Raw genomic sequence first — 14,345 nt, 5'->3', positions numbered from 1 at the left:
TCCCAAATTAATCATTTTCTAAACTGATGTCGATACCTAATGACCGGATTTCTTTCACTAATACATTGAAGGATTCCGGCATACCTGCATCCATTCGGTGATCGCCATCGACAATGTTTTTATACATACGAGTACGACCATTCACATCATCTGATTTAACCGTTAGCATTTCTTGCAATGTGTAAGCAGCGCCATACGCTTCAAGTGCCCACACCTCCATTTCCCCAAATCGTTGGCCACCGAACTGAGCTTTACCACCTAACGGTTGTTGAGTCACCAAACTATAGGATCCCGTTGAACGCGCATGCATCTTGTCATCCACCAAGTGATTTAACTTCAGCATGTACATATAACCAACGGTAACCTGTCGTTCAAACGCTTTCCCGGTACGGCCATCGAATAAAGTGGTTTGACCTGATTCAGGTAGATCCGCCATATTTAACAGCGCTTTGATTTCTTGCTCTGTTGCACCATCAAATACGGGCGATGAAATCGGTACACCTTTTCGCAAGTTTTTCGAAAGCGTACTAACTTCATCATCATTTAATGACTGAACGTCAAACTTATGACCGGTACTTAAGTCATAAATGGGTTTTAATTGTTTACGTAGCTGACCTGCATCGGCTTTTCGCTCTAGCAAATCACCAATTTGTTTACCCAGCCCTTTCGCAGCCCATCCTAAGTGTGTCTCTAATACTTGACCGATGTTCATACGAGATGGCACACCGAGTGGGTTCAACACGATATCGACGGGCGTTCCATCTTCTAGGTAAGGCATGTCCTCAACAGGTACGATCGTTGAAATAACACCTTTGTTACCGTGACGTCCTGCCATTTTATCGCCAGGTTGAATGCGACGTTTTACTGCCAAATAAACTTTAACAATTTTAATAACGCCCGGCGCCAAATCATCACCCTGCGTAAGCTTTTGACGTCTGTCTTTTAGCTTCGCATCGCGTTCTTTATGCAGTGCCTTAAAGTGATCGTGCGCCGCCTCCAAGCGTTTATTTGATTTTTCTTCGTGCAAACGAATTTCAAACCATTTTTCACGAGAAATTTCAGTCAAATATTCCTTGGTAACTTTCGAGCCTTTTTTCAGCTTATTCGGTCCACCATCAGCAACGCTACCATTCAATAATTTTTCTAAGTTTTTGAACAATGCATCTTCGCGAACTCGCAATTCATCATTCAAATCTTTTTCAGCTTTTGCTAATTCTGATCTTTCGATAGCTAACGCACGTTCGTCCTTTTTCACACCTTCGCGCGTGAAAATTCGCACATCAATAACAGTTCCACTGATGCCCGGAGTAACGCGCAGTGAACTATCTTTCACATCAGATGCTTTTTCACCGAAAATAGCGCGCAATAATTTTTCTTCTGGCGTCAGTTGTGTTTCACCTTTAGGTGTAACTTTACCAACTAAGATGTCACCCGAATTCACTTCAGCACCGATGTGAACGATACCGGATTCATCTAATTTAGATAATGCGCTTTCACCCACATTAGGAATATCGGATGTTATTTCTTCCGGACCTAATTTAGTGTCGCGAGCAACACAAGTGAATTCCTGAATGTGAATCGTTGTGAAGCGATCTTCTTCAACAAGCCTTTCAGAAATTAAAATAGAATCCTCGAAGTTGTAACCATTCCAAAGCATGAACGCAACTAACAGATTTTGCCCTAATGCTAACTCACCTAAGTCAGTAGAAGGACCGTCTGCTAACACATCACCTTTTTGCACTTTATCACCCACTTCAACAATGGGACGCTGATTAATACAGGTGTTTTGGTTAGAGCGTTGGAATTTTGTTAGGTTGTAAATATCAACACCAATATCGTCATCTTCAGTTTCTGCAGGATTAACTCGCACAACGATGCGTGAAGCATCCACAGAATCGATAACGCCACCACGGCGTGCACTCACCGTCACACCCGAGTCAACAGCAACGATACGCTCCATACCCGTACCGACTAAAGGTGTTTCTGGTTTAATCGTTGGAACCGCTTGACGTTGCATGTTCGATCCCATTAAGGCACGGTTAGCATCGTCGTGCTCCAAAAACGGAATTAATGATGCAGCCACTGACACAATTTGTCGTGGCGAGACATCCATATAGTTCACTTTATCTGGAGTCGTCAATGTGAACTCACCTTTATGACGACAAGAAATAAGATCATCCGTTAGTCGACCGTTTGCATCAATATTTGTATTTGCTTGAGCAATATAATATTGACCTTCTTCGATCGCTGATAAATATTCATAGTCATCTGACACGACGCTATCAACAACTTTACGATACGGACTTTCCAAGAAACCATACTCATTGGCGCGGGCAAACACAGCTAACGAATTAATCAAACCAATATTTGGACCTTCAGGCGTTTCGATCGGACACACACGTCCATAATGAGTTGGATGTACGTCACGTACCTCAAAACCCGCTCGCTCTCGCGTTAAACCACCTGGACCTAATGCGGAAACACGTCGCTTATGCGTGACTTCCGATAGCGGATTATTTTGATCCATAAATTGTGATAACTGACTTGAGCCAAAAAACTCTTTAATTGCAGCCGATACGGGCTTGGCATTCACTAAATCTTGTGGCATTAAGTTGTCAGTATCTGCCAGACTTAAACGATCTTTGACAGCACGTTCAACACGCACTAAGCCAACGCGAAACTGATTTTCGGCCATTTCACCGACGCTTCGGATACGACGATTACCTAAGTGATCGATATCATCGACATCACCCTTACCGTCACGAATGTCCACTAAAACGCGCAACACATCAACAATATCTTCTTTTGAAAGAACTGCTGATCCAGTCATTTCAGTACGACCCACACGACGATTGAATTTCATGCGGCCCACTGCTGATAAATCATAACGATCTGCGGAAAAGAATAAGTTTTCAAATAAACTTTCAGCCGCTTCTTTCGTAGGTGGCTCACCCGGACGCATAATGCGATAAATTTCCACTAATGCTTCAAGTTGGTTATTCGTGGTGTCTAACCGCAATGTGTCGGAAACATAAGGCCCACGCTCAATTTCATTAATGTATAACGTTTGAATTTGGTTAATGCCTTTTTCGCGAAGCGTTTCTATTAATTCTGACGTTATTTCATCATTCGCGTTAGCAATGATTTCGCCAGTCTCTTCATCAACAATTGCTTGGGCAATCTTTTTACCATATAAATAGTTATCAGGCATTTCGAGCTTGTCGATGTCTGCTTTTTCGATAAGACGAATATGACGAGCCGAAATACGACGATTTGGCTCAACAATTACTTTGCCTTTTTTATCTTTAATTTCAGTAACTGATAGCTCGCCTCGCAAACGTTGCGGCACTAAGTCCAAAATAACGCTATCTTTTGTAATTTCAAAAGTGTTCTTTTCATAGAACATATCCAAAACTTCTTCGGTACTATAACCGAGCGCTCGCAAGATCACCGTTGCTGGCAGTTTACGACGTCGATCGATGCGAACAAAAATGCTGTCTTTAGGGTCGAATTCGAAATCTAACCAAGAACCACGATAAGGAATGACACGTGCCGAATATAGTAATTTTCCAGAAGAATGTGTTTTACCTTTATCATGCTCAAAGAAAACGCCTGGCGAACGATGTAACTGAGACACCACAACACGCTCAGTACCGTTAATGACCAAGCTACCGGTTTCTGTCATGAGGGGCATTTCGCCCATGTAGACTTCTTGTTCTTTGATGTCTTTTACAACTTGATTACCCGCAGGGGCATCTTTATCGTAAATCACCAATCGCATTTTAACTTTTAACGGCGCTGCGTAAGTTAAACCACGCAATTTACATTCATACACATCGAATAAGGGCTCACCTAACATGTAATTCACATAATCCAACTGCGAATGACCCGAATAGCTGGTGATAGGGAATACAGATTTAAAGGCAGCGTGCAATCCACTGTCTTCACGCTGATCAGGCGCAACACCTGGTTGCAAGAAGTTGTTATACGAATCTATTTGCGTTGCCAACAAATAAGGCGTTTTGATCACTTCAACTTCTCTCTTACCCAGGTGCACCCGTGCACGTTTTTTCTCAGGGTAAGAAATTGTTGTGTTTTTATTCTGAATTCCGCCAGCTTGAGCCATGAATGTACCTCTTTGCTAATTAGTCCCGACGGTTTAGCCGCCGGGGCAATGCTTTACATGAAAATTATTTCAAGTCGACTGAAGCACCTGCTTCTTCGAGTTGTTTCTTCATGTTTTCTGCGTCTGCTTTGCTAACTCCTTCTTTAACAACAGCAGGAACAGCTTCAACCATATCTTTAGCTTCTTTGAGACCTAAGTTCGTTATTGCGCGAATTGCTTTAATAACGGCAATCTTGTTAGAGCCAAAGCTAGTCATTACTACGTTAAATTCAGATTTCTCTTCTGCAGCAGCAGCTTCACCACTTGCTACAGGACCTGCAGCGACAACAGCCGCTTGTGCAGAAACACCGAATTTTTCTTCCATCGCTTTTACTAAGTCTACAACATCCATAACACTCATATTAGCGACAGCTTCTAAGATGTCATCTTTTTTTATTTCAGCCATTTTTATTCACTCCGAAATTTAATTAATTACGTACTATGCTGCTTGTCGTTGATCACGGACTTGCCCCATAACCCGTACCACTTGAGCAACGGGTTCATTGAGCGTACGAACAAACTTGGTAATAGGTGCCTGCATTACAGATACTAGCTGCGCTAGTGCTTCTTCGCGCGATGGCAAACTAGCAACGGCTTTTAATTGATCCGCTCCTAATAATTCACCGCCTAGAACTAATGCCCTCACCTCAAGCGCTTCGTGCTCTTTGACAAAGTCGCGTAATAACCGTGCAGCAGCACCCGGCTCTTCAGTTGAAAATAACAACACTAAAGGACCAACGAGTACTTCATGCAGACAGGCAAATGGCGTTCCTTTGATGGCACGACGTGCGAGCGTGTTACGATAAACACGCATTAAAACGCCATTCTTTCGGGCGCTTTTTCGCAATTCGGTCACCTCGGAAACAGTTAAGCCACGATAATCAGCAGCGACTGCAGACAACGCTGTGCTTGCAACCTCTGTTAATTCCGCGACTATTGCCTCTTTATCTTTCAGTTTTAAAGCCACTGTCTATCTCCGGTTTTTACATTTAGAAAATAACAACCTGTTATTTCCCGCCTACCCGGCGACCGCCCGCAGAAATTTCTGAGCCGGTTACCGTCTGCGTGGGCTTAGAGCTGAGAGCAAACTGCCAACACGCCCTAGATTAAGTTTTCACACCCACGGTCTTCGACGGTTGAACATTCATTAAAAACATAATCAATGTCCACCGCGAAATTATTTACTTCACAGTCGTTCGGTCCACTGTAATGCCGGGACCCATCGTACTGGATAGTGTTAATTTCTTTAAATAAGTACCTTTCGCTCCCGCTGGTTTTACCTTTTTCAAGTCAGCGATAAGCGCTTCAAGATTTTCTTGTAATGCTTTTGATTCAAAATTCGCTTTGCCAATGGGGCAATGAATAATACCGTTTTTATCAGTACGGTAACGAACTTGACCTTGCTTTGCATTTTTCACAGCCGTAGCCACATCGGTCGTAACCGTTCCTACTTTAGGATTAGGCATTAATCCGCGCGGACCCAACACTTGACCCAACTGTCCAACCACCTTCATGGTGTCCGGCGTTGCAATAACCACATCAAAGTCCATCTTGCCTTTTTTAACGTCTTCCGCTAAATCGTCCAGACCTACAATATCTGCGCCCGCTTTTTGGGCAGCCTCTGCATTTGCACCTTGTGCAAACACAGCAACACGAACTTCACGGCCTGTACCATGGGGCAACACAGTTGCACCTCGCACACCTTGGTCTGATTTCTTCGCATCTACACCTAAAATAATCGATACATCCACACCTTCAATAAATTTTGCGCTCGCACATTCCTTGACGAGGTTAATTGCTTCATCAAGCGTGTATTGTTTTCCAGGCTGAACCTTTTCTTGGATCGCTTTTCTTCGTTTTGATTGCAGTGCCATTATTCCACTCCCTCCACTTCGATACCCATGCTTCGAGCCGTACCTGCAATAGTGCGAACAGCAGCCTCTAAATCAGCAGCCGTTATGTCAGGCTCTTTAATCTTCGCAATTTCTTCTAATTGCGCACGAGTAGCTTTTCCAACTTTTTCTGTGTTAGGTGTTGCACTGCCTTTTTTACCCTTCAATACAATTTTCTTCAGCAATACGGATGCTGGAGGCGTTTTTGTAACAAAAGTAAAGCTGCGATCTGCATAAACAGTAATAACAACGGGAGTGGGCAACCCTTTCTCGATCTTGTCAGTTGCCGCATTAAATGCTTTACAGAATTCCATAATATTGACACCATGTTGACCTAAAGCTGGGCCAACTGGCGGACTTGGATTTGCTTCGCCTGCTTTAATTTGCAAACGAATATATGCAGATATTTTCTTTGCCATTTTTGTTTCCTCTGGGTTCAAACGAACGCTGAATTAAATTCAGCACCCTCCCCATGTTTATTTAGTTTTTTTCAACTTGGCCGAATTCTAGTTCGACGGGTGTTGAGCGCCCAAAAATAAGTACGGATACACGAAGACGATTTTTTTCATAATTTACGTCTTCAACAACGCCATTAAAATCAGCAAATGGCCCTTCAATAACACGAACAACCTCACCCGGTTCAAACAATACTTTGGGTTTCGGTTTGGTTTCCCCTTCTTCAACGCGTCGTAAGATTGAAGCAGCTTCTTTATCGCTAATCGGCGCAGGTTTTTCAGCAGTTCCGCCGATAAAACCTAAAACCCTTGGCACACTTCTCACAAGATGCCAGGTCTCATCGTCCATTTGCATTTGTACTAACACGTAACCCGGGAAAAATTTACGCTCACTTTTACGCTTTTGTCCCGCTCGCATTTCAACAACCTCTTCCGTCGGGACAATGATTTCGCCAAATTTTTCATCTAAGCCTTTTAATTTAATTCGTTCTTGCAGCGCCTTAACGACATAGTTTTCATAACCCGAGTAGGCATGAAGGACGTACCAACGTTTTTTATGTTCTGACTCTGACATCAATTATCCTCTTTGTCCCGTCAACCAACCGATGGCCCACATGAACAAACTATCAATCCCCCATAAAAGGAGAGCAGTTACTACAACCATCGCCACGACCACTAAAGTGGTTTGCACAGTTTCCTGACGAGTCGGCCATACTACTTTGCGTAATTCCGTTCTCGCACCCTTAATCACTCCCAACGCTTTGCGGCCTTTCGCCGTTTGCGAAGCAATAAATAATATAACAACGGCAATAACAATGCCGACAGCGGCACGTATCGCCCAAGCTGTGTTACTAAAGTAGTAGTTCGCTATGATGCCTCCAATGAGAAGCACCAAAATTAATAACCACTTTAAAAAATCAAATCTCGGCTTCGTTTCTTGCACCGTAGCTTTAGAATTCATAGTTTCCTCTTAATCCCAATCAGCTATCCCACCAGTGTTGTTGGCAGGCCAGGAGGGAATCGAACCCCCAACCTGCGGTTTTGGAGACCGCCGCTCTGCCAATTGAGCTACTGGCCTACACCCATTTATTTTTTATTTGTCTATGCCTGCCCACCTTCCTGACGGGCATTCACCGGTGCAAAGCCTTTAGCTTCGCAGAATTGCCGGCTCAATTTATCTATTCAATAATCTTAGTTACGACACCGGCACCCACTGTACGGCCACCTTCTCGAACCGCAAAGCGCACACCTTCATCCATCGCTATCGGTGCGATCATCGTCACCGTTACCTTCACGTTGTCTCCAGGCATCACCATCTCTACTCCATCCGGTAACACTACCTCTCCCGTCACGTCTGTCGTACGGAAGTAAAACTGAGGCCGATAGCCCTTGAAAAACGGCGTATGACGACCACCTTCTTCTTTCGACAACACATAAATTTCCGCTTCAAATTTCGTGTGCGGCGTAATCGTGCCAGGCTTCGCTAATACTTGACCGCGCTCAACTTCCTCTCGCTTCGTACCACGCAATAAAACACCCACATTATCACCCGCCTGACCTTCGTCAAGCAGCTTACGGAACATCTCAACTCCCGTACACGTCGTCTTCGACGTCGGGTGTATTCCCACAATCTCTAGCTCATCCCCAACCTTCACAATACCGCGCTCAATTCGGCCCGTGACTACCGTTCCTCGACCCGAAATCGAAAAGACGTCTTCTATCGGCATCAAGAAAGGTTTGTCTATATCACGCTTCGGCTCCGGAAAGTACGTGTCCATCGTCTCAACCAGCTTCAACACCGCCGGTACTCCTAAATCACTCGTGTCTCCTTCCAACGCCTTCAGCGCTGAACCCACGATAATCGGCGTATCATCTCCAGGAAAGTCATAGCTGCTCAACAAGTCTCTCACTTCCATCTCAACCAGCTCTAGCAATTCCGGATCATCTACCATGTCCGCTTTATTCAAGAAAACCACAATATTCGGCACGGCAACTTGTTTCGCCAACACAATGTGCTCTCGCGTTTGGGGCATCGGACCATCCGCCGCGCTCACAACCAAAATCGCTCCGTCCATTTGCGCCGCTCCCGTGATCATGTTCTTCACGTAGTCCGCGTGTCCTGGACAGTCCACATGCGCATAGTGGCGCTTCTCACTTTGGTATTCAACGTGCGACGTCGCTATCGTGATTCCGCGCGCTCTTTCTTCCGGCGCATTATCAATCTGATCAAACGCACTTGCCGTACCGCCATATTTCTTTGCCAATACCGTCGTCAACGCCGCCGTCAACGTCGTCTTACCATGGTCTACGTGACCTATCGTACCCACATTCATATGCGGCTTATCTCTTTCAAATTTTTCCTTCGACATGGAAAATGACCTCCGAATTCTTTAATTTAAATTAAACCCGCCCGCCAGATCGGAGCCCACAACCGGATTTGAACCGGTGACCTCTTCCTTACCAAGGAAGTGCTCTACCCCTGAGCTATGTGGGCTTCTAGGGCCTGTTGACAACGATCTTCGCCATAGCCTAGCGAATTGTCAACAGACCCTAGTCTCTAGAAAGCGGGTGATGGGAATCGAACCCACGTCATCAGCTTGGAAGGCTGAGGTTCTACCGTTGAACTACACCCGCATTCTAGATACTAGAAACTAGAGACTAGAAATAACGCGGTAACCATTATTTCTAGTGCCGAGTCTCTGCCACCTAGAGTTGGAGGGGGCAGGATTCGAACCTGCGAAGGCATAGCCGTCAGATTTACAGTCTGATCCCTTTGACCGCTCGGGAACCCCTCCTCAACATTTTTCCTGACGTCCCTGTCGCAACCCAACCATCCTAGGATAGCCCTGCCTGGCCCTATGCGGCTGCGCCTACTGGACGAGCAAAATCCGACCATACCGGCCAGCCTATACAAAAAATCAAGCTCGATATTGTGCGCAAGTCACGCGTCTATGTCAACTAAAACCTAACTCTTTGACCAATCAAAGTTCTTAATTTTTCTCACCTCGCCCTCCACAGCTAAGGCTGCTTGAAAATGCTCCGGGGCCGAAACAGAACCCAACCTCCATTGCCGAGCTAATTCAGCACTCCCATCGACCTCAAGCAAACAGCTTAAACCATCTGGCTTTAAACTCACGCTGAAACGGCTCAGATTAAAGGACAATCCCTGACCGATGGCCTTTATATACGCTTCTTTTCGGCTCCAACAACGATAGAACCCTTCCAAACGCTCTGAAGGCGGTAAATCAAGAAGCGCCCGGTATTCATCTGGCGAGAAAAACCGTTTAGCAATTTCCTCAGCCCGAATCTTAGATTTCATGTATTCAAGGTCAACACCAACTTCGTCATCCAACCTCAAACCATACAGAGCGTAATCGTGAGAGTCAGACATATTGAACTGTAAATTTAAGCCTAGCGGTAAATTAGCTATATAGGGCTTCCCGTGGTCATTTTGGTGAAACTGTAACTTCTCTGGGGGACAATTGACGTAAAGAGATAATATTTGATGAAGCACAGCATGCGAAGCAATATATCGATCACGATGTTGTTCTATAACAAAACGTTCAGCTCGGGCCTGCTCTTCTTCGGACAAAAGCTGAAAGGCAGCATCAAATTTATCTTTTGGCCAATCAAGATGTGCCCGCCAGATATGAACGTCGTTTTGTTCTAGTTGATAATCCACCGAGAGAGTATATATGGTTTTTGACGAAAAACGATAGGGCTTATTTACGGTTTTGTAAAATCTCAGTCTATGCTGTATTTTGTTCGTCCATTTAATGAACGATTGAGTGAGACTACCGGTATGAATTGTCCGCATTGTGATTCAAGTGTTACAAAGGGTTTAAAAAAGCTGACGTCTTTAGGGTATAAACAGTTTGTTTGCAGTGATTGTGGTAAGCAATTTAATCAACGCAGTGGCACAGCGTTGAACTTTATCATGTATCCAACGGATGTGGTTAGGACGGTAGTTCAGTATTATTATCAGTTTAAAGTCAGTCTCCACGATGTAGTTGCGTTAATGGTGATGCGGGGTTTTCATGTAACGCATCAAACGGTTCATAATTGGGTGCATCGTTTTGGTCCGGCGCTTGGGATGAGATTACGGGCACGCCGGTATCAAAAATCCAATGACCGTTGGCACGTCGATTGTACTTATTTACGTATTGAAGGCCGTTGGTGTTATTTTTACAGGGCGATTGATGAAAAGGGCGATTTGATCGATGTCTATTTAAGTGATGTACGAGATCAGCAGGCCGCAGAAAACTTCTTCAAGCAGGCGGCTAAAACGAGTGGCATTTATCCTGAGCAAATCACGACTGATAAAGAGCCCGCCCTTTATCCTGCGATCCAAGCTGTCTTTGGTGAGTATACCGACCATCGGGATAATAACTATTTGAATAATCGTATTGAGCAATCCCATCGAGGCATCAAATCACGTATGCGTGTGATGAAGGGATTCAAGAATATATTTTGCGCATTACGGTTTTGTACAGTCTTTGAAGAAATACAGCAGTTTTTTAGAGAAAAAAATAAAAATCTCAGGACAATTCTATCTAAATTTCAAACCTTCAATCAATTATTCCAACAAGCTTTCTGAATAACTCTATTATAGAAGCATATGAGTCAATAGTTGACTGAGTTTTTAAAGAACCGAAGAGCTGTATGTTAAGCACATACATGATCAATATGAAAGAAGGTTTATTATAAAAGATGATCAGAATGAGAAGTTAGGTTTCGTTGAATTGACAGAGATCGACTTCATTCATCGACGTTGTGAATTTGCCATCATTATTTCTCCTGGCCAATCAGGGAAAGGCTATGCCACAGCGGCTACTAAGCTAGCATTGAAATATGCTTTTAACGTTCTTAATTTGCATAAAGTTTATCTTATAGTGGATCAACACAACGAAGCAGCGATTCATATTTATGAGAAGTGCGGCTTTCATGAAGAAGGAAGGCTTATTGATGAATTCTACACAAACGGCGAATACCGCACGGCCATTCGAATGTATATTAAATCGTCTTCTTAACTTAACACTCGGTAATGTTAACGGCAACAGCCAGGCCGCCTTTTGAAGTTTCTTTGTACATGGTATTCATGTTTTTTCCAATTTCTCGCATGGTGTTGATAACCATATCTAAAGTCACTTTATGATCGCCGTCTTCTGCGAGCGCCAGTCGTGCAGCATTAACTGCTTTCACAGCTCCCATTGCGTTGCGCTCAATACATGGGATTTGGACTAATCCATCGACAGGGTCGCACGTTAATCCTAAATTATGTTCCATACCAATTTCAGCGGCGTTTTCAACTTGTGACACGGTGCCATCTAATGCTGCGGCTAATGCCCCTGCTGCCATAGAGCAAGCAACGCCGACTTCACCCTGACATCCCATTTCGGCACCAGAAATCGATGCATTTTTTTTGTATAAAAGTCCGATAGCGCCTGCTGTTAATAAATAATTAATGATGCCAGACTCACTCACTTCCACGCAAAAGTTTTTATAATATTTTAAAACGGAAGGAATAATACCTGCAGCACCATTGGTGGGCGCTGTGACTACGCGACCGCCGGCAGCATTTTCTTCATTCACCGCCATCGCATAGAGATTTAACCAATTCATGGTTTGAGGGTGTTGTGCATTAGGATCGCCGCGCTGAATAAGTTTTTTTAGTAATGCCGGCGCGCGACGTCGCACTCTTAATTGTCCGGAGAGTTCACCTTCTGTATGGCATCCCTTTTCGATGCATGCTTCCATCACGGCTGCAATGTCGAGTAATCCCGCTTTGATTTCTTCTTCGGTTCGCCATGTTTTTTCATTTTCAAGCATCACATCTGCAATTGTCATTGAATTTTTATGACAGTGTGCCAGTAAATCAGCGGCGGTTTGGAAGGGGTAAGGTAAATCTTCATCAGCCGTTGGTGTGTTTGCTAAGGTATCGTTTTCATTCACAATAAAACCGCCACCGATGGAATAATACATCGTCTCCTTCATGATTTTTTCGTCGCTATCAAACGCAACAAATTTCATTGCATTGGGATGAAAGTCGTAGATTTGTTCATAGTTATACAGAATGTCGGTTTCGGGAGAAAATGAAATCGAGTGTCGATGCAACAACGCAATTTTCTTGTTCTTTGAAATAGCGGCAATAATAGAAGGAATACTGTCTGGGTTGACGGATTCTGGAGCTTCGCCTAGCAATCCCATCATGAGTGCCTTGTCTGTTCCGTGGCCACGTCCGGTAAAAGCGAGTGACCCGTAGAGAGTAATTGAAATGCGATGGACTGTATTGAGATCGCTTTCTAGCTGACTGATGAAATCCTTTGTCGCTCGCATGGGCCCAACAGTATGAGAGCTTGAAGGGCCAATACCTACCGTAAAGATGTCAAAGATGCTGATGCTCAAGGGCTGTTCCCCGCTCAATTGATTAATATTTGATCGCATTTTACTCGTTTTGTCGCATCGTGAAAAGGGGTTTACACCTTGGCTCATCCGCTTATACACTTTCAAGTAGTTTAACAACACGTAAGGAGTTGATAGAGATGCCCGAGCAGGAGCGCAAAGAGAATCATTTTGCGAATCCCCGTCTCATGGCGGTTTTGCTATTAAGCTTTTCATCCGGATTGCCTCTGGCTCTCATTGGCTCCACCTTGCAGGCTTGGTATACCGTGGCGGGCGTTAGTTTGTTGACGATAGGGACTTTAACGCTGGTCGGACAACCTTATGTGTATAAATTTTTATGGGCGCCAATTATGGATCGATTCAGCCTATTTGGTATGGGGCGTCGACGCGGATGGATTTTAATGATGCAGGTCTTGTTGGTGATTGGGCTTGCCACAATGGCCTTTCTGAATCCACGAACTCACGCATGGGTTTTGGCTTGGGTTGCCTTAGTCGTGGCGTTTTTCTCAGCCTCACAAGATATTTCTATCGACGCTTATCGAACAGATGTGCTTCATATCAAAGAACGGGGTTTAGGTGCTGCGTTTAATACGTTTGGTTATCGCATTGCGATTATCGTGTCTGGTGCAGTTGCATTAATTTTAGCGGCAGAAATTGGATGGCGTTGGACATATTTAATCATGGCAGCATTAATCGGCATTGAGATAGTAGTAACGCTATGGGCTCCGTCACCCGAGCAGGTTGTAGAGGCTCCTAAGACAATCACGAAAGCAGTTATTCAACCGATTAGTGAGTTTTTCAGGCGTGACAAAGCAATTGCAGTATTAATTTTTATAGTCATTTATAAGTTAACCGATGCCTTTGCCTTATCTTTAAATACACCTTTTTTAATTCGTGGGGTTGGGTTCAATTTACTAGAAATCGGGACCATTTATAAAGTCACAGCGCTGGCGTCAACCTTGGTGGGTAGTTTAGTGGGCGGATTGCTTATGCGCCGCCTGGGGTTGTTTCGTTCATTAATGTATTTTGGATTGTTGCAGGCAGTTTCTAATTTAGCTTACATGGTGCTCGCGTTAGTAGGGAAGAGTTATGTATTGATGGTGAGTGCTGTTTTTGTTGAGTATTTTTGTGGTGGTTTGAGTACCGTTGCGTTTGTAGCTTTTTTAATGAGTTTGTGTAATCGTCGTTATACGGCGACACAGTATGCGTTGTTTTCAGCGTTATCTGCGGTGGGTCGTGTTTTTGTTGGGCCAGAGGCTGCTGTGATGGTCGATTATATGGGTTGGGCTTTGTTTTATTTTTCGACTTTTTTGATTGGTATGCCTGCATTATTGTTGCTATGGTGGTTGCGAAGTCGTGTTGATTTTGCAGCGGAACAAGTCGTTTAAATGAATTTCGGTTGCTTGCTTATAGTGATTGAGGATACTGCTT

The 14,345-nt window shown here is 44.2% G+C and carries 13 protein-coding genes and 4 tRNA genes; 3 read left to right on the top strand and 14 right to left on the bottom strand.

All coding sequences use genetic code 11. The features are described 5' to 3' along the window. Window positions 1-7: 7 nt before the first annotated feature. From rpoB to ACJMKR_RS01185, 13 genes are all read right to left on the bottom strand, one after another. A complete protein-coding gene (rpoB, locus tag ACJMKR_RS01245) occupies window positions 8-4,126 on the bottom strand; it encodes a DNA-directed RNA polymerase subunit beta (RefSeq protein WP_423063435.1) in 4,119 nt (1,372 codons plus the stop codon). A gap of 64 nt (window positions 4,127-4,190) precedes the next feature. Further along, entirely contained in the window at window positions 4,191-4,571 is a 381-nt protein-coding gene (rplL, locus tag ACJMKR_RS01240) for a 50S ribosomal protein L7/L12 (protein WP_423063434.1), read from the bottom strand. 33 nt (window positions 4,572-4,604) lie between these two features. Next, window positions 4,605-5,132 carry a 50S ribosomal protein L10 gene (rplJ, locus tag ACJMKR_RS01235; protein WP_423063433.1) on the bottom strand — a complete coding sequence of 176 codons (528 nt, stop codon included), beginning with the start codon at window positions 5,130-5,132 and terminating at the stop codon, window positions 4,605-4,607. Window positions 5,133-5,346: 214 nt separating this feature from the next. Next, window positions 5,347-6,039 (bottom strand): 50S ribosomal protein L1, encoded by a 693-nt coding sequence (gene rplA, locus ACJMKR_RS01230; RefSeq protein WP_423063432.1) that lies wholly within the window; start codon window positions 6,037-6,039, stop codon window positions 5,347-5,349. Further along, window positions 6,039-6,476 carry a 50S ribosomal protein L11 gene (gene rplK, locus ACJMKR_RS01225; RefSeq protein ID WP_423063431.1) on the bottom strand — a complete coding sequence of 146 codons (438 nt, stop codon included), beginning with the start codon at window positions 6,474-6,476 and terminating at the stop codon, window positions 6,039-6,041. The genes rplA and rplK overlap by 1 nt, the downstream gene beginning before the upstream one ends. A gap of 61 nt (window positions 6,477-6,537) precedes the next feature. Further along, complete coding sequence (gene nusG, locus ACJMKR_RS01220; protein WP_423063430.1) at window positions 6,538-7,086, bottom strand: transcription termination/antitermination protein NusG; 549 nt, start codon at window positions 7,084-7,086, stop codon at window positions 6,538-6,540. Window positions 7,087-7,089: 3 nt separating this feature from the next. Next, entirely contained in the window at window positions 7,090-7,473 is a 384-nt protein-coding gene (gene secE / locus ACJMKR_RS01215) for a preprotein translocase subunit SecE (RefSeq protein ID WP_423063429.1), read from the bottom strand. A 41-nt stretch (window positions 7,474-7,514) separates the two neighbouring features. Then, a tRNA-Trp gene (locus ACJMKR_RS01210) sits at window positions 7,515-7,590 on the bottom strand. A 100-nt stretch (window positions 7,591-7,690) separates the two neighbouring features. Beyond that, window positions 7,691-8,881 carry an elongation factor Tu gene (gene tuf / locus ACJMKR_RS01205; protein WP_423063428.1) on the bottom strand — a complete coding sequence of 397 codons (1,191 nt, stop codon included), beginning with the start codon at window positions 8,879-8,881 and terminating at the stop codon, window positions 7,691-7,693. Window positions 8,882-8,934: 53 nt separating this feature from the next. Next, window positions 8,935-9,006 (bottom strand) — tRNA-Thr (locus ACJMKR_RS01200). Window positions 9,007-9,075: 69 nt separating this feature from the next. Next, a tRNA-Gly gene (locus ACJMKR_RS01195) sits at window positions 9,076-9,146 on the bottom strand. A 79-nt stretch (window positions 9,147-9,225) separates the two neighbouring features. Beyond that, window positions 9,226-9,307 (bottom strand) — tRNA-Tyr (locus tag ACJMKR_RS01190). A gap of 170 nt (window positions 9,308-9,477) precedes the next feature. Next, the gene (locus tag ACJMKR_RS01185) at window positions 9,478-10,194 is read right to left on the bottom strand and encodes a 4'-phosphopantetheinyl transferase family protein (RefSeq protein WP_423063427.1); all 717 of its coding nucleotides are present in this window, start codon (window positions 10,192-10,194) and stop codon (window positions 9,478-9,480) included. A 69-nt stretch (window positions 10,195-10,263) separates the two neighbouring features. Between ACJMKR_RS01185 and ACJMKR_RS01180 the strand changes: the two genes are divergently transcribed. Both ACJMKR_RS01180 and ACJMKR_RS01175 read left to right on the top strand, forming a co-directional pair. After that, window positions 10,264-11,109, top strand: a complete 846-nt coding sequence (locus ACJMKR_RS01180) for an IS6 family transposase (protein ID WP_423063426.1) — start codon at window positions 10,264-10,266, stop codon at window positions 11,107-11,109. A 61-nt stretch (window positions 11,110-11,170) separates the two neighbouring features. Next, window positions 11,171-11,542: a GNAT family N-acetyltransferase gene (locus ACJMKR_RS01175; protein ID WP_423064263.1), complete on the top strand. Its 372-nt coding sequence runs from the start codon at window positions 11,171-11,173 to the stop codon at window positions 11,540-11,542. A 1-nt stretch (window position 11,543) separates the two neighbouring features. On the opposite strand, the gene ACJMKR_RS01170 is transcribed toward ACJMKR_RS01175, so the two are convergent. Further along, window positions 11,544-12,917, bottom strand: a complete 1,374-nt coding sequence (locus ACJMKR_RS01170) for an L-serine ammonia-lyase (RefSeq protein ID WP_423063425.1) — start codon at window positions 12,915-12,917, stop codon at window positions 11,544-11,546. Between the two features lie 137 nt (window positions 12,918-13,054). On the opposite strand from ACJMKR_RS01170, the gene ACJMKR_RS01165 reads away from it, so the two are divergent. Then, window positions 13,055-14,302: an AmpG family muropeptide MFS transporter gene (locus tag ACJMKR_RS01165; RefSeq protein WP_423064262.1), complete on the top strand. Its 1,248-nt coding sequence runs from the start codon at window positions 13,055-13,057 to the stop codon at window positions 14,300-14,302. Window positions 14,303-14,345 lie beyond the last annotated feature (43 nt).

This window comes from Candidiatus Paracoxiella cheracis (assembly GCF_049348705.1).
In the GTDB taxonomy this organism is placed as follows: Bacteria; Pseudomonadota; Gammaproteobacteria; order Coxiellales; family Coxiellaceae; genus Paracoxiella; species Paracoxiella cheracis.
The sequence above is the reverse complement of the archived record's forward strand: the minus strand, read 5'-3'. Positions and strand labels throughout refer to the sequence as shown.

Coding starts and splice junctions, on each gene's coding strand:
- secE (WP_423063429.1), bottom strand. CDS start 7,473: ATGAATTCTAAAGCTACGGTGCAAGAAACGAAGCCGAGATTTGATTTT.
- nusG (WP_423063430.1), bottom strand. CDS start 7,086: ATGTCAGAGTCAGAACATAAAAAACGTTGGTACGTCCTTCATGCCTAC.
- rplK (WP_423063431.1), bottom strand. CDS start 6,476: ATGGCAAAGAAAATATCTGCATATATTCGTTTGCAAATTAAAGCAGGC.
- rplL (WP_423063434.1), bottom strand. CDS start 4,571: ATGGCTGAAATAAAAAAAGATGACATCTTAGAAGCTGTCGCTAATATG.
- ACJMKR_RS01180 (WP_423063426.1), top strand. CDS start 10,264: ATGCTGTATTTTGTTCGTCCATTTAATGAACGATTGAGTGAGACTACC.
- rplA (WP_423063432.1), bottom strand. CDS start 6,039: ATGGCACTGCAATCAAAACGAAGAAAAGCGATCCAAGAAAAGGTTCAG.
- tuf (WP_423063428.1), bottom strand. CDS start 8,881: ATGTCGAAGGAAAAATTTGAAAGAGATAAGCCGCATATGAATGTGGGT.
- ACJMKR_RS01165 (WP_423064262.1), top strand. CDS start 13,055: ATGCCCGAGCAGGAGCGCAAAGAGAATCATTTTGCGAATCCCCGTCTC.
- rpoB (WP_423063435.1), bottom strand. CDS start 4,126: ATGGCTCAAGCTGGCGGAATTCAGAATAAAAACACAACAATTTCTTAC.